The 17,465-nt window shown below is 71.4% G+C and carries 19 protein-coding genes and 1 pseudogene; 16 read left to right on the forward strand and 4 right to left on the reverse strand.

Translation table 11 applies throughout. From position 1 onward, the window contains the following. Positions 1-35 precede the first annotated feature (35 nt). The 4 genes from J2N69_RS03025 (at position 36) to J2N69_RS03040 (ending at position 2,077) form a co-directional block, all read left to right on the forward strand. Positions 36-560 (forward strand): MarR family winged helix-turn-helix transcriptional regulator, encoded by a 525-nt coding sequence (locus J2N69_RS03025; protein WP_230899319.1) that lies wholly within the window; start codon positions 36-38, stop codon positions 558-560. 110 nt (positions 561-670) lie between these two features. Then, entirely contained in the window at positions 671-940 is a 270-nt protein-coding gene (locus J2N69_RS03030; protein ID WP_230899320.1) for a hypothetical protein, read from the forward strand. Then, positions 927-1,748, forward strand: coding sequence for an ATP-binding protein (locus J2N69_RS03035; protein WP_230899321.1), 822 nt, complete (start codon positions 927-929; stop codon positions 1,746-1,748). Before J2N69_RS03030 ends, J2N69_RS03035 begins: the two co-directional genes overlap by 14 nt. Next, positions 1,745-2,077: a hypothetical protein gene (locus tag J2N69_RS03040; protein WP_230899322.1), complete on the forward strand. Its 333-nt coding sequence runs from the start codon at positions 1,745-1,747 to the stop codon at positions 2,075-2,077. The genes J2N69_RS03035 and J2N69_RS03040 overlap by 4 nt, the downstream gene beginning before the upstream one ends. Before the next feature lie 88 nt (positions 2,078-2,165). Here J2N69_RS03040 and J2N69_RS03045 read toward each other — a convergent pair whose 3' ends face one another. Further along, positions 2,166-2,588: an arsenate reductase ArsC gene (locus J2N69_RS03045; RefSeq protein WP_230899323.1), complete on the reverse strand. Its 423-nt coding sequence runs from the start codon at positions 2,586-2,588 to the stop codon at positions 2,166-2,168. A gap of 132 nt (positions 2,589-2,720) precedes the next feature. On the opposite strand from J2N69_RS03045, the gene J2N69_RS03050 reads away from it, so the two are divergent. From J2N69_RS03050 to J2N69_RS03060, 3 genes are read left to right on the forward strand one after another with little or no spacing between them, the layout of a single operon-like run. Beyond that, positions 2,721-3,029: an ArsR/SmtB family transcription factor gene (locus J2N69_RS03050; protein ID WP_230899324.1), complete on the forward strand. Its 309-nt coding sequence runs from the start codon at positions 2,721-2,723 to the stop codon at positions 3,027-3,029. Then, entirely contained in the window at positions 3,026-4,144 is a 1,119-nt protein-coding gene (gene arsB / locus J2N69_RS03055; RefSeq protein ID WP_230899325.1) for an ACR3 family arsenite efflux transporter, read from the forward strand. Before J2N69_RS03050 ends, arsB begins: the two co-directional genes overlap by 4 nt. After that, positions 4,141-5,205, forward strand: coding sequence for an ArsO family NAD(P)H-dependent flavin-containing monooxygenase (locus tag J2N69_RS03060; protein ID WP_230899326.1), 1,065 nt, complete (start codon positions 4,141-4,143; stop codon positions 5,203-5,205). Before arsB ends, J2N69_RS03060 begins: the two co-directional genes overlap by 4 nt. 87 nt (positions 5,206-5,292) lie before the next feature. On the opposite strand, the gene J2N69_RS03065 is transcribed toward J2N69_RS03060, so the two are convergent. Further along, positions 5,293-5,664 carry an ArsR/SmtB family transcription factor gene (locus tag J2N69_RS03065; RefSeq protein ID WP_230899327.1) on the reverse strand — a complete coding sequence of 124 codons (372 nt, stop codon included), beginning with the start codon at positions 5,662-5,664 and terminating at the stop codon, positions 5,293-5,295. Positions 5,665-5,806: 142 nt separating this feature from the next. Between J2N69_RS03065 and J2N69_RS03070 the strand changes: the two genes are divergently transcribed. The 5 genes from J2N69_RS03070 (at position 5,807) to J2N69_RS03085 (ending at position 11,480) form a co-directional block, all read left to right on the forward strand. Continuing rightward, a complete protein-coding gene (locus J2N69_RS03070; RefSeq protein ID WP_230899328.1) occupies positions 5,807-7,141 on the forward strand; it encodes an NAD(P)-binding domain-containing protein in 1,335 nt (444 codons plus the stop codon). 241 nt (positions 7,142-7,382) lie between these two features. Continuing rightward, entirely contained in the window at positions 7,383-8,252 is an 870-nt protein-coding gene (locus J2N69_RS03075) for a calcium-binding protein (protein ID WP_230899329.1), read from the forward strand. Between the two features lie 296 nt (positions 8,253-8,548). Next, entirely contained in the window at positions 8,549-8,644 is a 96-nt protein-coding gene (locus J2N69_RS36490) for a putative leader peptide (protein WP_320591742.1), read from the forward strand. Positions 8,645-8,716: 72 nt separating this feature from the next. Continuing rightward, positions 8,717-10,168 (forward strand): sulfatase family protein, encoded by a 1,452-nt coding sequence (locus J2N69_RS03080; RefSeq protein WP_230899330.1) that lies wholly within the window; start codon positions 8,717-8,719, stop codon positions 10,166-10,168. A gap of 286 nt (positions 10,169-10,454) precedes the next feature. Further along, complete coding sequence (locus J2N69_RS03085; RefSeq protein WP_230904552.1) at positions 10,455-11,480, forward strand: ketopantoate reductase family protein; 1,026 nt, start codon at positions 10,455-10,457, stop codon at positions 11,478-11,480. A gap of 60 nt (positions 11,481-11,540) precedes the next feature. Here J2N69_RS03085 and ppk2 read toward each other — a convergent pair. Then, positions 11,541-12,571 (reverse strand): annotated as a pseudogene (gene ppk2, locus J2N69_RS03090) (polyphosphate kinase 2). Positions 12,572-12,755: 184 nt separating this feature from the next. On the opposite strand from ppk2, the gene J2N69_RS03095 reads away from it, so the two are divergent. The 3 genes from J2N69_RS03095 to J2N69_RS03105 all read left to right on the forward strand — a co-directional run bounded on the left by J2N69_RS03095 (position 12,756) and on the right by J2N69_RS03105 (position 15,438). After that, positions 12,756-13,331 carry a cysteine hydrolase family protein gene (locus tag J2N69_RS03095; protein ID WP_230899331.1) on the forward strand — a complete coding sequence of 192 codons (576 nt, stop codon included), beginning with the start codon at positions 12,756-12,758 and terminating at the stop codon, positions 13,329-13,331. Positions 13,332-13,431: 100 nt separating this feature from the next. Continuing rightward, the gene (locus tag J2N69_RS03100) at positions 13,432-14,445 is read left to right on the forward strand and encodes an RICIN domain-containing protein (protein ID WP_230899332.1); all 1,014 of its coding nucleotides are present in this window, start codon (positions 13,432-13,434) and stop codon (positions 14,443-14,445) included. Between the two features lie 150 nt (positions 14,446-14,595). Next, positions 14,596-15,438, forward strand: coding sequence for an RNA polymerase sigma factor SigF (locus J2N69_RS03105; RefSeq protein WP_230899333.1), 843 nt, complete (start codon positions 14,596-14,598; stop codon positions 15,436-15,438). A 61-nt stretch (positions 15,439-15,499) separates the two neighbouring features. Here J2N69_RS03105 and J2N69_RS03110 read toward each other — a convergent pair whose 3' ends face one another. Next, on the reverse strand, positions 15,500-16,657 hold the full coding sequence (locus tag J2N69_RS03110) for a PP2C family protein-serine/threonine phosphatase (protein WP_230899334.1): 1,158 nt from the start codon (positions 16,655-16,657) through the stop codon (positions 15,500-15,502). 154 nt (positions 16,658-16,811) lie between these two features. Here J2N69_RS03110 and J2N69_RS03115 point away from each other — a divergent pair, with 154 nt between their 5' ends. Then, a complete protein-coding gene (locus tag J2N69_RS03115) occupies positions 16,812-17,312 on the forward strand; it encodes a MarR family winged helix-turn-helix transcriptional regulator (protein WP_230899335.1) in 501 nt (166 codons plus the stop codon). Positions 17,313-17,465 lie beyond the last annotated feature (153 nt).

Raw genomic sequence — 17,465 nt, forward strand, 5'->3', positions numbered from 1 at the left:
ATGATGAGGAACCCGTTCCTCGGACGGGTATCGCCATGACCGAGTGCACCGACCACGCTCGCCACACCGTCCACCGGACGGCCCGCCTCGCCGAACTGCTGGACCTGCTCTTCGAGCAGAGCCGCCACGACGCCCCCAACCCGCTGCTGCCCGCTCCGCAGCTGCGGGCCATGGGTGTCATCGACGGCCAGGACCACATCCCCATGCGCACCCTCGCCCACCGGCTCGGCGCCTCCCCGCCCTCGGTGTGTCGCCTCATCGACCGCCTCCAGGCCGCCGGATTCGTCCAGCGCCACCCCCACCCCGACAGCGGACGCGAGGTCACCCTCACCCTCACCCCGGCCGGCCGCGTCCGCCTGGCCCGCGTCCGCGAAGGCCGCGAAAACCTTCTCCACCAGGCCCTGCAAGGTCTGCCCGAGGCGGAGCACACCGCCCTGAGCAGTGCCCTCGACACGCTCCACCGCGCCCTGACCACCGTCCGCCCCCACCTGCACGCGCTCCCCGCCGATACGACCACGTCCGCGCCCCTGCCCGGGCGGCGCATTGCCCGGCCGGCCTGAACGGTGTCCTTGACCGTCAGGTCGTTGTCACCCTCGTGCGGGTTCTTGGCCCCCTCGCGTGACCTGGAGCCCTCCTCGACCGGTGGCCGGCTCCCCTGTGGCACCGCGAGTTGCGCTCGCTGCTGCAGCGCGACCCGGCCGCGGCCGAGGAGTTGCGGGCCCTGGTCGAGGAGATCCGGCCCGCCGGGAACAGCGAGCCGAAGTGGGTACAGGACGTCGTCGTACGGGACACCGGGAGGGCATGCCTGGTACAGGGCGGAAACATCGTCAACCACCACCACGGCGCCGAGTCGGTGACGGACCGGACCGCCGAACGCCGCAAAGCGAACGGGAGTCCGGAAGTGAAGGCACTGGTGGGGCCGCTCGGTGACAGGGGCTGACGAGGGCACCCGGCCGGGACGGCGGGCCACCACGGACGGCGGTGCAGCGCTGCCGCCCGCCCCTGTCGCAGAGGCGGCCGTCCACCAGACGATCCGTGTGGAGAGCGGCTTCGGGTACGGCGTCGTCGGCGCCGACCTGCATGTTTTCCCCGATCGTGGTCCCCTTTACCTGCTCGGCGAGCGCCCCGCGGTCCCCGTGCCGGACGGCACCTGGCTGCTCGACCAGCCCAGCCGGATGCTCAACGCCCGTTACCGGCTGGTCGACTTCACCGGACGGGAGCGGGAGCGCGCCGAGCTGGCCGCCTGGCGGGACTCCCCCGGGCCGCGCCTCTCGGCGACGTGGCCGCACGGCCCCGGCGGGCAGGGGAAGAGCCGCCTCGCGGACGAATTCGCCGCCTGGCTCGACGTGCCGCCGGAGGCCCTCGGCCTGACCGCCGGCGACGACGCGGCGTCCTGGCTGGAGCGCCAGCCCCTGATCGTCGCCCTGGCCCGGCGCGCCCGGGGCGAACCGACCTGGCCCGAACTGCCACTGCGGTTACCCGGTGGCCCCGGACTGGCACCACGAGCACTGCGGTCCGGGGATCATCGTGGACTGACCCGGACGAGGCGGTGCGGCGGTGCCGGGTGGGCCCGGGTCAGCGACGACGTCGAGCGCCTCCCACTCCGTACCGGCGCCCCGTACATCGCGGCATGGTGGCGCAGTTGCCCTCCCGGCCGCCACTCTTGGCCCATGTCTGTCGGCGACGCGCGCCTCGCCCGCCGTCCATCGTCCGGCGTTCCCTTGTCCCGCACGGAAGGATCGCCTTGAACGCTCCCCCATCGGCCGGCCGTACCGTCGGCCTCGTCGTCGGTGCCGTCCTCGTCATCGTGGGCGCCGTCGTCGCCACGATCGCGGTGTTCGGCGGCAGTACGGCACCCGGTCCCGCTTCGTCCCGCCCGCCCTCCGCCCAGCCGACCAAACCGACCAAGTCGGCCACTTCGACCAAGTCGGCCGACAAGTCGGAGTCGGCCGGGCCGAGCACCGCCCCGTCGCCGGAGGCGAGTTGTCTGCTCTACGACTTCGAGTGCCAGGCCGAGGGCGGCTCCGCCGTCGTCACCCGGCAACCGCCCGTCCCGTCGGCACGTACGGGTCGGTGAGCTGCCTGTCACCGGTGCGGTCGACTGAGACGGGTCCTTCGATGTCGTGCACAGCAGGTATTCATCTGGGCGGCGTCGCGCGTCTCGTTCACGCCCTCGCTTCCGGCCGCGCCGGGGCGATCTCGGCGATCAGGCCCTCGACCAGGGTCTTGATCTCGTCGCGGATCGGGCGGACGGCCTCGACTCCTTGGCCGGCCGGGTCCTCCAGCTTCCAGTCGAGGTAGCGCTTGCCGGGGAAGACGGGGCAGGTGTCGCCGCAGCCCATGGTGATGCAGACGTCGGACTCCTTCACCGCGTCGACGGTGAGGAGCTTCGGCGTCTCCCGGGAGATGTCGATGCCGACCTCGGCCATGGCCTGAACAGCGGCCGGGTTGACGGCGGTTCCGGGGGCGGAGCCGGCCGAGCGGACCTCGACGCGATCGCCGGCCAGGTGGGTCAGCCACGCGGCGGCCATCTGGGAGCGGCCGGCGTTGTGGACACAGACGAACAGGACGGACGGCTTGTCGGCCATGGTGATCGTTCTCTCTCGTCGCAGGGCGGAACCCGGCCGCCGATGACTTCAGCCCCCGCCTGTATCAGTGGAGCCCCCGCCTGCATCAGTGGACGGTGGTATCAGCAGGCGGTGATGTGACAATATCAGCGTATGCTGACTTCAGTCGATCCTGATGTGGTCCGGGCGCTGGGCGATCCACTCCGCCTGAGGATCGCGACCCTGCTGGCGCGCGAGACGCTCTGCACGACGCACCTGGTCGAGGAGACCGGAGCCAAGCAGACCAACCTCTCCAACCACCTGAAGGTGCTGCGCGAGGCGGGGCTGGTCGAGACTGAGCCGTGCGGCCGCTTCACCTACTACAGGCTCAAGGCCGAGGTCCTCGCCGGGCTCTCCGAGCAGTTCGCCGAGCTGGCCGCCTCCGCCCGTACCGCCGCCGAGAACAAGAGGGCCTGCCCGTGACCTCCGCCGAGCCGACCACCGCCTCCCCCCAGGGCACCGGCCCGGCCGGGGACGGTTCGATCGTCAGGAAGCTCTCCACCCTCGACCGCTACCTCGCCGTATGGATCTTGCTCGCCATGGGCATCGGCCTCGGTCTCGGCCGCCTCGTTCCGGGCATGAACGACGCGCTCGCGAGGATCGAGATCGGCGGCATCTCCCTGCCGATCGCGCTCGGCCTGCTGGTCATGATGTACCCGGTCCTCGCCAAGGTCCGCTACGACAGGCTCGACCGCGTCACCGGCGACCGCAGGCTGCTGGTCTCCTCGCTGGTCATCAACTGGATCGTCGGGCCCGCGGTGATGTTCGCGCTGGCCTGGATCTTCCTGCCGGACCTACCCGAGTACCGCACCGGCCTGATCATCGTCGGCCTCGCCCGCTGTATCGCCATGGTCATCATCTGGAACGACCTCGCCTGCGGCGACCGCGAGGCCGCCGCCGTCCTCGTCGCGCTCAACAGCGTCTTCCAGGTGCTCGCGTTCGGTCTGCTGGGCTGGTTCTACCTCGACCTGCTGCCGCGCCTGCTGAACCTCGGCGACGGCCAAGGCCTGGAGGTGTCGGTCTGGCACATCGCGCTGAACGTCGTCATCTTCCTCGGCATCCCGCTGCTGGCCGGCTTCCTCACCCGCCGCCTCGGCGAGCAGAGGCTCGGCCGCGACCGCTACGAGCAGCGGTTCCTGCCGAGGATCGGCCCGTGGGCGCTCTACGGGCTGCTGTTCACGATCGTCATCCTCTTCGCCCTCCAGGGCAGGACGATCACCTCCCAGCCACTGGACGTCGCCCGGATCGCGCTGCCGCTGCTGGTTTACTTCGCGATCATGTTCTTCGGCACCTTCCTCCTCGGCAAGGGCCTCGGTCTGGCCTACGACCGCACCACGACGCTGGCGTTCACCGCGGCGGGCAACAACTTCGAACTGGCCATCGCGGTCGCCATCGCCACCTTCGGTGTCACTTCCGGCCAGGCCCTGTCCGGCGTCGTCGGGCCGCTCATCGAGGTGCCGGTCCTCATCGGCCTGGTCCACGTCGCGCTCGCCTGGCGCCGGAAGTTCACCGCCGACGCGGTGACGACGGCCCCATGACCCAGTACGCGGATGTGGTGGTGGTCGGCGGCGGCCAGTCGGGGCTCGCCGCCGGCTACCACCTGCGGCGGCGCGGCCTCGACTTCGTCATTCTGGACGCCGGTCCCGCGCCGGGCGGGTCCTGGCAGCACATGTGGGACTCGCTGCACCTGTTCTCCCCCGCGGAGCACTCCTCGCTGCCCGGGCGGCTCATGCCCGCCCAGCCGGGCGAAACGTACCCGGACGCCGGACACGTGGTGGACTACCTCAGCGAGTACGAGAAGCGTTACGACCTGCCCGTCCAGCGTGGGGTCCGCGTGGACGCCGTACGCCGCGACGGCGACCGGCTCCGGGTCGAGACCGGCTCCGGCACCTGGCGGGCCCGCGCGGTGATCAGCGCGACCGGCACCTGGTCGCGGCCCTTCCTCCCCGCCGTGCCCGGCCGCGGCGTCTTCACCGGTCGGCAGCTGCACACCGTCGACTACCGCTCGCCGGCCCACTTCGCCGGGCAGCGCGTCCTTGTGGTCGGCGGCGGGAACTCCGGCGCCCAGATCGCCGCCGACCTCGCCCTGGACGGCCACGCCGAGGTGACCTGGGTGACCCGGCGCCCGCCCCGGTTCCTGGCCGACGACATCGACGGCCGCGCCCTGTTCGACGTCGCCACCGCCCGCCGCCACGCGCTCGCGGCAGGCCGTGACGACACCGGCGGGGTGGCCTCGCTCGGCGACATCGTGGCCGTGCCCCCGGTCCGCGCCGCCCGTGACGCCGGTCTCCTCGCCGCCAAGCCCCTGTTCTCCCGGCTCACCGCCGACGGCGCGCGGTGGGCCGACGGCAGCGGGACCGGCGCGGACGTGATCATCTGGTGCACCGGCTTCCGCCCGGCGCTCGCCCCTCTCGCCCCGCTGCACCTGCGCGGCACGCGCGGGCACATCCGCACCGCGGGAACGCGCGCGCTCGACGAGCCGCGTCTGCACCTGATCGGGTACGGGGACTGGACCGGCCCTGCGTCGGCCACCGTGATCGGCGTGGGACGCACAGCCCGGGACGCCGCCAGGGAGATCGCTCACCTTCTGCGCGGCTAGCCGCTGCCACCGTCCTGCGACAACCGCCGGGCTTGCCGTACGGCTGTGAGCTGGACGCGTGGCGCCTGGCCCCCGCCTCGTCGGCCTTCAGGCCTCAGCGGGCGGCGTCAGCAGTCGGCCCATCGCGGCCAGCACCGACGGCTCCACGCGGTAGTACACCCACGTACCGCGCCGCTCGGAGGTGAGCAGCCCGGCCTCCTTCAGCTTCTTCAGGTGGTGGGAGACCGTGGGCTGCGAGACGCCGACGTCGGAGATGTCGCACACGCACGCCTCGCCACCCTCGTGCGAGGCGACGGCGGAGAACAGCCGCAGGCGCACCGGGTCGCCGAGCGCCTTGAACATCCGCGCGGCCCGTTCGGCTTCCTCGGCGTCCATCGGGCGTTCGGTCAGCGGCGGGCAGCACGGCACCACGCCCTGAACATCAGGCGAGAGCAAGGGCAGCGCCTTGGCGTTCGACATACGTCTATGTTGACACACGTCGAACCAGTCGGACGGGAAGGCCCCTCAGCTTCGACACACGTCTATGTTGACGGGTATCGAAGCAGGTGCCATGCTGGCCGCGCCAGCCATCGACAGGTGTCGAAACACGCAAGGAGTCGCCATGCAAGCGTCCGTCACCGCCGAGCTGCCCGTCGTGGTGATCGGAGCCGGTCCCACCGGCCTGGCCGCCGCCGCCCACCTGGTCGACCAGGGCATCACCCCGTTGGTCCTGGAAGCCGGGCCCACCGCCGGTGCCGCGGTGCGCGACTGGTCGCACGTGCGCCTGTTCTCCACCTGGGGCGAGGTCGTCGACCCGGCCGCCGAGAAGCTCCTCGCCCCCACCGGCTGGACACGGCCCGACCCGGCCACCTACCCCTCGGGCGGCGACTGGGCCGAGCGGTACCTCCAGCCGCTCGCCGACGTCCTGGGAGAGCGCGTCCGCCTCGGCGCCACCGTCACCGGCGTCTCGCGCAGCGGCCGGGACCGGGTCGTGGACGCCGACCGGGAGCAGCAGCCGTTCGTCGTGCACGTCGCCCATGCCGACGGCCACGAAGAGCGGGTCCTCGCCCGCGCCGTCATCGACGCCTCCGGCACCTGGGCCACGCCGTCGCCCGCGGGCGGCAGCGGCCTGCCCGCGCTCGGCGAGAAGGCCGCGGCCGACCGGATCACCTACCGCGTCCCCGACCTGACGGACCCCGCCGTGCGCGCCCGGTACGCGGGCCGGCGCACCGCCGTCATCGGCTCGGGTGCCTCCGCCTTCACCGCCCTCGCCTGCCTCGCCGACCTCGCGACATCCGATGACGGCGCGGGTACGAAGGGGGTGTGGGTCCTGCGCCGGGGCATCTCCGGTTCCACCTTCGGCGGCGGCGAAGCGGACCAGCTCCCAGCCCGCGGCGCGCTGGGCCTCGCCGCGAAGGCCGCCGTCGACGAGGGCCACGCGGACGCGGTCACCGGCTTCCGCACCGAGGCGATCGAGCGCGCCGCCGACGGCCTTCTGGTCCTGGTGGGCGAGGACGGGCGGCGCCTGGAGCCGGTCGACGAGGTGATCGTGCTGACCGGCTTCCGCCCCGACCTCACCTTTCTGGACGAACTGCGCCTCACCCTCGACGAGCGCCTCCAGGCGCCGGTCGGGCTGGCCCCGCTGATCGATCCCAACCAGCACTCCTGCGGCACGGTCTACCCGCACGGCCACCGCGAACTGTCCCACCCGGAGCGGGGCGTGTACCTGGCCGGCATGAAGTCCTACGGCCGCGCCCCGACCTTCCTCGCGATGACCGGGTACGAGCAGGTCCGCTCGGTCGCCGCCGCGATCGCCGGTGACCTCGCGTCCGCCGACCGCGTCGAACTCACCCTGCCCGAGACGGGGGTCTGCGGTGGAGCCGGCCTGTTCGACGCCCCCGCAGCAGTCGGCGCGGCCGCCGAAGAGGCCCCGGCGGAGGGCTGCTGCGGCTCGTGACCCACGTGGGCGCCCCGACGCGCGGGGTCGCGGCTGGAACAGGGGACCGGCCGCGACCCCGCGTCGTGCTGCCTCTGGTACGTGTTCCGCGCGTACGGCATCTCAGGCGCCGACACGTTCCGGTCACCATGCTGTCCGCCGCTGTTCATGAGCCGCCGGGCAACTCCGTTCCCGGGCCTCCTGTCTAACCGGGTGACCAGAAGCACCACTGCCCACGTACGCCTTGAAGGGTCACTTCCGCATGCGCATGCACCGGACCATCGCAGCCGCCACCAGCACCGCCGCCGCACTTGCCCTGGCTCTCGGTACGGCCGGCTTAACGGCGTCGGCGGCCCAGGCCGCCCCGGCGTCCACCGCTCAGGCCACCGCCTCCGTCGTCGTCGCGGACGGCGAGCTGTGGTACAAGGCGGCACCCGGCCAGCAGAACACGCTGACAGTCGACGAAGCGATCGACCACCGCGGCGAGCACGACTCCTACTACGTCCTCACCTTCCACGACCGGTACGACATCTCCATCTCCGCCGACGCCGCGGAGTGGGACGAGTGCGCGTACCCCGAGGAGGGCGACCGCACCGCCGTACGGTGCGCCGTCAAGATCCCGGAGAACTCGGACGACTCCGACAGCTACGACGTCGACCTCGGCGACGAGAACGACACCGCGACCCTCGCGCCGCACAGCCAGGCCTGGGCGGGGATCTACGGCGGCAAGGGCAACGACGTCATCAAGGCGTCGGAGTCCGCGCTCCTGCACGGCGGCGACGGCGACGACCGACTCGACGGCGGCGGCGGCCCGTTCGGCTTCGGCCCGTGGGGCGACGCCGGGAACGACACCCTCACCCGCTGCAGCCAGGACTGCTTCGGGGGTCCCGGCAACGACTCCCTGACCGGCACCGGCGAGGCGAACACGCTGCACGGCGAGGACGGCAACGACGTCCTACACGGCAAGGACGGCGCCGACACCCTGTACGGCGGCAAGGGCAACGACAAGCTGTACGGCGAGGCGGGCAACGACACGCTGTGGGGCAACAGCGGTGACGACGTTCTGTGGGGCGGCACGGGCACCGACACGCTCTCCGGCGGCCCGGGCCGCAACGAGGTCCACCAGGACTGACCTCGGCGCTGACACCTGAACTGACGCCAGGGCTGAACTCCCCGCGACCGCACCGTAGTTCTGGCCACGCCCGGACCGCGGGTCACCCCTCGACCCGGCCATCGGGCCGGGGGGTGCCCCCGGCCGCCGAACGAAGACCGCATGTGTCCGGCCGGTCCAACAGCACCGTCATCGCGGCACACCCTCGGCGTTCCGGCCCGACCCACGTGCCGACGATCCGCGCCATTGCGAAGCCCATGTGAACAGACCGGCCCCTTCGTTGACACGTACTTGACTCCTCGGCCAAGCTCCCGGCCATGCAGCCTCTCGCCGACCCGACGGTCACGCTCGTGGCGCGCCGCCACGTCGACCTCGTACGGGTGGCGAGCGCGATCTGTCGCCGCGCCTCCTGAACCCTGCCCCCTCTTCTCGTCATCTCCGGGCACGTGACGCCTTGGCGCGCCGTGCCCGTTCAGGAGCGCACTGTGTCTTCGTCACCCTCGTACCCTTCGGCATCCCCTTCGGCGTCCTCGTCGTCCTCACCCAAGCTGTCCCGACGTGCCTTCGCCGTTGTCGTCAGCGCCACCGCCGCGGCCGTCGGGCTTCCCGCCGCCGGGGCCGAAGCCGCGGACGCGCCCCGGGAGCAGCCGTTCCGCGCCGCCGCGCACCGCCGTTCCCGGCGCCCCAACATCCTTTTCATCCTCGGCGACGACCTCGGCTGGGCCGATCTGTCCGTCTACGGCTCGCCGCACATCAAGACCCCGCACCTGGACCGCCTCGCGCGCCAGGGTGTGCGGTTCACGGACGCCTACTCCGGTTCGGCGACCTGCTCGCCCACCCGCTTCAGCCTCTACACCGGGCGCTTTCCCGGGCGTACGGAGGGCGGCCTCGCGGAACCCATCGCGGACAAGTCCACGGGCCTCGAACCGACGCACCCGACGCTCGCCTCGCTGCTGCGCGACGCCGGGTACGCGACCGCGCTGATCGGCAAGTGGCACTGCGGCTACCTGCCGGACCACTCCCCCACGAAGTCGGGCTGGGACGAGTTCTTCGGGAACTTCGGCGGAGCCCTGGAGTACTACTCGAAGCTGGGGCTCGGCGGGGAGTACGACCTCTATGAAGGTGACGTCGCGTACAAGGACCTGCGGTACTACACGCGGATACTGACCGAGCGGGCCGGTGAGTACATCCGGCGCGAGCACGGCCGGCCGTGGCTGCTCAACCTCAACTTCACGACGCCGCACTGGCCTTGGATCGCCGAGGGCGACGAGGAGGAGAGCGCCGAGATCGTGCGGCGGATCAAGGCGGGCGAGAAGGGCGCGCTGTGGCACCAGGACGGGGGTTCCGTGGCGAAGTACACGCAGCTGGTGCAGGACCTGGACCGGTCGGTCGGTGAGGTGCTGCGGGCACTGAAGGCGTCCGGTCAGGAGCGGGACACCCTCGTCTTCTTCGCCTCGGACAACGGCGGTGAGCGCTTCTCGTACAACTGGCCGCTCTCCGGAGGCAAGGGCTCCCTGAAGGAAGGCGGCATCCGCGTGCCGACCCTGGTGCGGTGGCCCGCGCGGATCGACGGCGGGCAGGTGAGCCATGAGCCCGTCTTCACCCCTGACTGGACGGCCACGCTCCTGGAGATCGGCGGGGCGCGGCCGCACGCCGCGTATCCGCTGGACGGCACGAGCCTCGCCCCGTATCTGCTCCAGGGCGCGGAACTGGGCGAACGGGAGCTGTTCTGGCGGGTCAGGGGTGAGCGGGCGCTGCGGCGCGGGGAGTGGAAGTACTACCGGGGCAAGGGTGGCGCGGACCAGTTGTTCCACCTCGCCGAGGACCAGCGGGAGCAGGCCGACCGGGCCACCGCGCGACCCGGACTGCTGGCCGAGCTGCGCGCGGCGTGGGAGCGGACGGACGGGGAACTGCTGCCCTACCCGGCGCGCCCCTGACACCGGCGCCCGGCCGGGCGGGACGAGCCGGGTGTGCCGGGCCGCCCCGGGGTACCTTCCACCCGGAGGTCTTCCACACTCCCGACGGTGGTTCCGGGCCCAAGGCCGCCCCCGAGAGCGTGGCGGAGGAAGCCTGCGGGGTACGGTGGGCGCGGCGTACCAGGGGGGCGAGAAGTCCGGTACGTACGTGGCGGGTTACGTCCAGACGGGCAGCGACGATCAGGAGGTCGAGCGGCACGCGCAGGACCTGGCCCGGTGGTACGCCGCGGAGAGCCAGGGAGCGCACATGCGGTACATCATCATCGGGTCCGGAGCGGTCGGCGGTTCGATCGGGGGGCGGCTGCGCGAGAGCGGCCGGTCCGTCGTCCTGGTCGCCCGCGGTGCGCACTTCGAGGCGCTGCGCGACAACGGCCTGCGGCTCATGGTCCCCACCGGCACCCTCACCCTGGACGTGCCCGTGGTGGCCCGGCCCGAGGACGTCGAACTGCGCGCCGACGACGTGCTCGTACTCGCCGTCAAGACGCAGGACAGCGTGGCCGCCCTGGACGCGTGGGCCGCGCGGCCGGTGGCGGGCGGCGGCACCGCGGGCGAACGCCTGCCTCTGGTGTGCGCCCAGAACGGCGTGGAAAACGAGCGCCTGGCGCTGCGCCGGTTCCGCAACGTGTACGGCGTCTGCGTCATCCTGCCCAGCACCTACCTGAAGCCCGGCGAGGTCGTCGCGCCCTGCGGCCCGTACACCGGCGCCCTGGTCATCGGCCGGTACGGGACAGCCGCCGACCGGCCCGGGGCGGGCGTGGACGACACCGCGCGGCGGATCGCGGGCGACCTGGAGGAGGCGCGCTTCCTGGCTCCGGTGGTCGCGGACGTGATGCGCTGGAAGTACGGCAAGCTCCTCGGCAACCTCGCCAATGTGGTCGAGGCCGTGTGCGGCTCCGCCTCGGACGCCGCCGCCAAGGACCTGATCGCCCGGGCCAAGGCCGAGGGCGCGGCGGTCCTCGACGCCGCGGGCATCGCCTACGCGAGCGGCGCCGAGATCACCGAGCTGCGCGAGGGAACGGTCGACCCGCAGCCGATGCCCGTCGAGCGCACCCGCGGGTCGTCCTGGCAGAGCCTCGCGCGAGGCGCGGGTTCGATCGAGACGGACTATCTCAACGGGGAATTGGTGCTGCTCGGCCGGGAACACGGCGTGCCCACCCCGGTGAACGCGGCGTTGCAGGACGCCGCCCGGGAGAGCGTGCGCGAAGGGCGGGAGCCGGGCGGCCTGACGGCGCAGGAGCTGAGCGGACGCATAGCCGCGGGCGCCACCGGCTGAGGCGCGGGGCCTCGTCGTGCGGGCCAACGGGCTCGGTCAGTACGACGTGCTGTGCCGGGACTACAGGGCGGGCGGACCCTCGCCGGCCGGGTGCTGGCCGGGGCCTTCGTCGGTGTCGGCGAGCCTGCTGGGCGAGAGGTCCGTCGGGTCCTCCCCGGCTCCAGAAGCGTGTCGGCCGCGCCGATCACCAGCGGGTCGGCCTTGCCCACCGCCGCTTCGTCCCTCGCCTCGTAATCGACCCGCAGCAGGAGGTGGCGCATGGCTTCGAGGCGGCCGCGCCGCTTGTCGTTCGTCTTCACCACGGTCCACGGCGCGTGTTCCGTGTCCGTGGCCCGGAACATCTCCACCTTGGCGCGGGTGTAGGCGTCCCACAGGTCCAGCGAAGCGACGTCGGTGGGAGAAAGCTTCCACTGGCGGACGGGATCGACCTGGCGGATCGCGAAACGTGTGCGCTGCTCGGCCCGGGAGACCGAGAACCAGAACTTCACCAGAATGATGCCGTCCTCGGTCAGCATCTTCTCGAACAGCGGTGCCTGGCGCAGGAATTGGCGGTGCTGCTCGGGCGTACAGAATCCCATGACCGGCTCGACTCCCGCGCGGTTGTACCAGGACCGGTCGAAGAACACGATCTCGCCCTCGGCCGGAAGGTGCGCGACGTATCGCTGGAAATACCACTGGCTCGCCTCGCGCTCGGTGGGTTTGTCCAGCGCGACCGTCCGCGCCCCGCGGGGATTGAGCCGCTCGGTGAAACGTTTGATGGTGCCGCCCTTGCCGGCGGCGTCGCGCCCCTCGCACAGCACGACGATGCGCAGCCCCTGGTCACGAACCGACTTCTGCAGCTTGAGGAGTTCGATCTGAAGGACCCGCTTGCGGCGCTCGTACTCCTTGCGCTGCAGTTTCTGCGAGTACGGATAGTTCTCCTGCCACGTCCGCAGCGGACGCCCCTGCTCGTCCAGGAGCACGGGGCGTTCCGGGCGGGACTCGTCGACGCTCAGTCCGTCGAGCAGATTCTCCGCGTCCTCGTCCTTCAACGGCCCCTCCTCGACGGCAAACACGACAGGAAACAGACAGCCCGACCCTAACCCACACATCACCGTGCTCGGGGTGCGAAGCGCAGGCCGGCGGTATGGCGGAGTTCACCGAAAACGGCACGGCAAACCTGCCGACCGTGATTCCTGTCGCCGCCTTATGTTGTCCCGGACGACCTTGCCCGTTTCGCCGCCGAACGGCCTTCGTTCCTGGAGACAACGGCCTTCGTTCCTGGAGACAGACGACATGAGCAGTGCCCTTCTCGTGATGGACGTGCAACAAGCCATCGTGGACATCGCCGACGACGGTTCCGGATACCTGCCGCGCCTGCGCAGGGCGATCGACGGGGCCCGGGCCGCGGACATACCCGTCATCTACGTGGTCATAGCGCTGCGCCCCGGCTTCCCCGAAGTCGGCACGCGCAACAAACCTCTCGCGGCCATCGCCCGGGCCGGCCTCTACGTCGAGGGCGCCCCCGGGACCGAGATCCACCCCGAGGTCGCGCCCCGGCCGGGTGACGTCGTGGTGACCAAGCGCCGGGCGAGCGCGTTCTCGGGCAGCGATCTCGACGTGGTGCTGCGGGCGCGCGGCATCGACAGCCTCGTCCTCACCGGTATCGCCACCAGCGCCGTGGTGCTGTCCACCCTGTGCCAGGCGAACGACATGGACTTCGGCCTCACCGTCCTCTCCGACGCCTGCCTGGACACCGACCCCGAGGTCCACCGCGTCCTCGTGGAGCGGCTGTTCCCGCAGTGGGCGGACGTCGTCACCGTCGACGAGTGGCTGACGAGCGGCCTCGGTCAGGGGCCCGCACGCCCCTGACGGGGTCGCACGTCAGTCCGGCGTCAGCTCACGCGGGCAGCATCTGCGCCGCCATGCCCGCGGCCCCGGCGGGCTCGTTCCCACAGGGATGGAGAACTCCATGCTGAGGTTCCGTTCACCCCGTCCATACGCGGCCGCGCCACCCCTGGTCCTGTCGCTGGCTCTGGCGCTGCTCCTGGCCCTGCTGACGGTCGGCGGCCCGGCGGCCGCGCCCGCCGGCGCCGCCGCGGGCCAGGGGATCAACATCGCCGCGACGCACACCGGCATGTGCCTGGAGGTGGCCACGTCGGCGACCGGAGAGCCCGTCAAACAGCGCCGCTGCGCCGGGCGGGAGGGAGCCCTGTGGACGCTGAGGATGTCCTCGACGCACGGCGACGCGGTGCAGATCGTCAGCGCCCTCAGCGGCAAGTGCATGGCGGTGGAGAACTCCAGCGCCGACAACGGCGCCGCCGTCGTACAGGCGGACTGCGGCAATCAAAGCGGCACGAGCTTCCGCTTCGAGGACCACGGGGACGCGGCGCTGATCCAGCCGATGACGGCGAGCCCGCGCAAATGCCTTGAGGTCACTTCCTCCGGCACCGCCGACGGCACGGCACTGCGCCAGTGGTCCTGCGACCGCCAGCCCGGTGCGAGCTTCGTGCAGGGGAACTTCCGGGGGCTCCAGGAGGGCTGGATCAAGATCCGTCCGGCGAGCGCGCCCGGGCTGTGCCTGGCCGAGGGCCGCGCCGGATTTCTGAGCGTGCCGGTCGCGGTGCAGCGTTCCTGCGCGCAGGCCACGTCGCCGCGCACCTATCTGGCGCCGCAGGGCAATGGGCTGTTCAAGCTCCAGTGGCACAGCACCCAGGCAGGCATCCGCTGCCTCATGGTGTTCCCGGTCAGCACGGTGCCCGACATGCTGGAGACCACGACCGACTGCGCGGGGGCCAACGTGTTCTACATCGAGGCGGTGGACACGCCCGTGCCCAACACCTTCCGGATCTACACGCTCTACGCGCCCGACCGGAAGTTCTGCGTGGGAATCACCGACAGCTCCACGGCCGAGGGCGCCACAGCCAAGCAGGCGCCCTGCGCGGCCGACCGCGCCGACCAGGTCTTCTTCATCGACTCCGTGTGAGCCGTACCCCGCAAGCGGATCAGCTGTGGCGGATGCGGCCGCTGGGCTGAATCCGAAGGGAATGAAGCGAGCGGACCGGGGTAGTCGCGGCTCATCGGGCCCCCGCACGCACCCGGGGGCCGATCGGACAGGGAGGGAAAACTCGACACCATGGCGACCACCACGCAGGCTGTGACCGCAAGCGAGCACTTGCCGCAGATCACCGCACCGCAGTCAGTGGCGCCGCAGGATGCCCGAGCTCTGTCGAAGCTGTTCTTCGGCCGGCTCGCCACGGTGGAGGAAGGCACCGCCGAGTACCAGTACGTGCGGAACACCCTGATCGAGATGAACATGTCGCTGGTCCGCTACGCGGCCGGACGCTTCCGGAACCGGGCCGACGACATGGAGGACATCGTCCAGGTCGGCATGATCGGTCTGATCAAGGCCATCGACCGTTTCGAGCTGTCCCGCGACACCCAGTTCGCCACCTTCGCGGTGCCGTACATCGTCGGCGAGATCAAGCGGTTCTTCCGTGACACCTCCTGGGCGGTGCACGTCCCGCGCCGCCTCCAGGAGGCCCGGGTGGAGCTGGCCAAGGCCACGGAGGAGCTGAGCACGCGGCTGGGCCGCGCCCCTCGGGTCGCCGAACTGGCCGCCCTCATGGACCTGACCGAGGACGAGGTCGTCGAGGCCCAGGTGGCCGCCAACGGCTACCACTCCACCTCCCTGGACGCGGCCGTGCACGGTGACCCCGACGAGGGCGAGGCGGCCCTCGCGGACTTCATCGGGGAGGAGGACCGCGCGCTGGAGCTCGTGGAGGACTTCCACACGCTGGCGCCTCTGATCGCCGGACTCGAGGAGCGCGACCGGGAGATCCTGCGGCTGCGGTTCGTCGACGAGCTGACGCAGTCGCAGATCGGTGACCGCCTCGGCGTCTCGCAGATGCACGTCTCCCGGTTGCTGACCCGCACGCTGAAGCGCCTGCGTGCGGGCATGCTCACCCCTGCCGGGTGACTCACCCCTGTCCGGCTGCCCCATCCCTGTCCGGCGCGGGCCGCTCGGCTCAGCGCTTGCCTCAGGGGCGGCCCCGCCAGTCGAGGCACACGATCATGGCGTCGTCGTCGGCGGGAGTGGCCGTGCCGCGGTGCCCGGTGAGTTCATGGAGCACCGCGCGCGGGACCTGCGACGGCGGCAGGAGGCGCGAGTTGGTCATCGCCCGGGTGAGCGCGCGCTCGCTGTAGCGCTCCCCCGTCGGCGACGCCACGTCGTACACCCCGTCGCTGACGAACAGGAGCCGGTCCCCCGGTTCGGCCCGGAAGTGCTCCGCGGTGTAGGGAGTGTCCTCGGCCATGCCGAGCGGGAGCTGCGCGTCCAGGCCGACGGGTTCGGTCCTGCCGTTGCGGATGCGCCACATCTTCGGGGAGCCCGCGTCGATGATCTCCGTCTCTCCTGTGCTCAGGTCGAAGCGCAGGAGCAGCATGGAGAGGTGGACGGCGCCCTGGTAGTGACCGTAGACGGCCTGGTCGGCCAGGCAGGCCTGGTCGCTCAGCGAGAGTCCGGCGCGGCGGGCGTTGCGCAGCGCGTTGACGGCCAGGTTGGTGAGCAGGGCGGCTTCGATGCCCTCGCCCATGCCGTTGGTGACGGTGAGCGTGAGGTGGTCGGCGGAGGCCGACCAGTCGAAGTTGTCGCCGTGGATGGCGTAGGCCGGTTCGAGCTGGGCGCCGATCTCGTACTCGGGGCGGGAGCAGGACCGGCCCGGCAGCAGCTGCCACTGCATCTCCGCGGCGAGCGTGAGCCGGTCGGCGCGCCGCGCCTGGAGGTAGAGGTCGGTGTCGCGCTCGGCCACGACGATCTCGTGCCCGAGGACTTCCGCCACGTCGGCCAATTCCCGCAAGGTGGCGGGGTCGCAGGCCGCGGCCGGCAGCCGGACGCTGAGGATGCCGATGCGGTCGCCGCGCACGCTCACCGGGAGGTGAGCGGTGCACAGGTCCCCCTGGCCGTCGGCTTCGACGTAGGGCTCCTGCGCCCCGAAGGCCCGGCCGGGGGCGCTGGTGTGGATCGGTACGGGGGCCGCCGTGTACGGAAGGGCGTCGACCGGCTGGAGTATGGTCATCGCGTAATCGGCCATGAGCAGGTCGACGTCGCGGGCTGTGTAGTGCACGGTGAGCGCCTCCTGCACTGCTTCGAGAAGAGCGTGCGGTGCGGAGTTGCGCAGGGCGCGCTCCACAGCCATGAATCTGTCCACCGGTCGGGTACCACCTGTTCCTGTTCGGGATGGAACTGCGAGAGTTCGGGACGTGAGTCCCGGACGTGAGTGCGGAAGGAGCCGAGGGCCTGCCATGTCGCAGCGACTGACAGGACCACTGCGAAGTGTCACAGTTGAGGGCATGGATTCCGAAACTTCCGTCAGGGGCGACCAGGATGCGGCCGCGCATGCTGCCCGGGAAGTCATCGAAGTGCTTGAAGTGCTGTGGAGCAGGGGCAGGGACATCGCCCCGACGGCACCCGTGTCGTCGTCGCAGCTGCGTGTGCTGTACGCGCTGGACGGCGCTCAGGGGATCAACCTGCGGACGCTCGGTGAGTTCTTGGGATCGGCGCCATCCTCGGTCAGTCGTATGTGTGATCGCCTTCACGCTCTGGGCTTCATCGAGCGGTCCCTCAGCCCGGCGAGCCGCCGCGAACTCGAACTGCGCTTGTCGAGCCGGGGAGAAAATTACCTCACCGAGCTGCGGGCCCGTCGCGAGAGCGCGCTGCTGGAAGCCATCTCGGCGATGCGTCCCGCGGAGCGCTCCGCGCTGGTGAAAGGCCTGGACGGCTTCCACCGCGCGGTGGAGCACACCACGCCGGGGCGCACGCCGGCGGGCGACCGCCCGGTCGAGTCCGCCTGAACCCCCGCGCTGTCCGGCCCGTGGGGCGTGTGCGGTCAAAAATGGCCCGATCACGTGGGTTTACTTTCCACGCTCCCAGGTACACACGGACGGTTATGGAGGATCGACCAAGAAACGGTTCCTGCGAGGTGCAGGTTCGGTCAGCGGCGCGGC

Origin of the sequence: Streptomyces huasconensis, from assembly GCF_021028635.1 — a bacterium.
GTDB classification, from domain to species: domain Bacteria; phylum Actinomycetota; class Actinomycetes; order Streptomycetales; family Streptomycetaceae; genus Streptomyces; species Streptomyces huasconensis.

Excerpts from the sequence above, each read along its gene's own strand:
- J2N69_RS03025 (WP_230899319.1), top strand. The coding sequence starts at position 36 with ATGACCGAGTGCACCGACCACGCTCGCCACACCGTCCACCGGACGGCC.
- J2N69_RS03045 (WP_230899323.1), bottom strand. The coding sequence starts at position 2,588 with ATGGCCGACAAGCCGTCCGTCCTGTTCGTCTGTGTCCACAACGCCGGC.
- J2N69_RS03050 (WP_230899324.1), top strand. The coding sequence starts at position 2,721 with ATGCTGACTTCAGTCGATCCTGATGTGGTCCGGGCGCTGGGCGATCCA.
- J2N69_RS03060 (WP_230899326.1), top strand. The coding sequence starts at position 4,141 with ATGACCCAGTACGCGGATGTGGTGGTGGTCGGCGGCGGCCAGTCGGGG.
- J2N69_RS03065 (WP_230899327.1), bottom strand. The coding sequence starts at position 5,664 with ATGTCGAACGCCAAGGCGCTGCCCTTGCTCTCGCCTGATGTTCAGGGC.
- J2N69_RS03070 (WP_230899328.1), top strand. The coding sequence starts at position 5,807 with ATGCAAGCGTCCGTCACCGCCGAGCTGCCCGTCGTGGTGATCGGAGCC.
- J2N69_RS03075 (WP_230899329.1), top strand. The coding sequence starts at position 7,383 with ATGCGCATGCACCGGACCATCGCAGCCGCCACCAGCACCGCCGCCGCA.
- J2N69_RS36490 (WP_320591742.1), top strand. The coding sequence starts at position 8,549 with ATGCAGCCTCTCGCCGACCCGACGGTCACGCTCGTGGCGCGCCGCCAC.
- J2N69_RS03085 (WP_230904552.1), top strand. The coding sequence starts at position 10,455 with ATGCGGTACATCATCATCGGGTCCGGAGCGGTCGGCGGTTCGATCGGG.
- J2N69_RS03095 (WP_230899331.1), top strand. The coding sequence starts at position 12,756 with ATGAGCAGTGCCCTTCTCGTGATGGACGTGCAACAAGCCATCGTGGAC.
- J2N69_RS03100 (WP_230899332.1), top strand. The coding sequence starts at position 13,432 with ATGCTGAGGTTCCGTTCACCCCGTCCATACGCGGCCGCGCCACCCCTG.
- J2N69_RS03105 (WP_230899333.1), top strand. The coding sequence starts at position 14,596 with ATGGCGACCACCACGCAGGCTGTGACCGCAAGCGAGCACTTGCCGCAG.
- J2N69_RS03110 (WP_230899334.1), bottom strand. The coding sequence starts at position 16,657 with ATGGCTGTGGAGCGCGCCCTGCGCAACTCCGCACCGCACGCTCTTCTC.
- J2N69_RS03115 (WP_230899335.1), top strand. The coding sequence starts at position 16,812 with ATGGATTCCGAAACTTCCGTCAGGGGCGACCAGGATGCGGCCGCGCAT.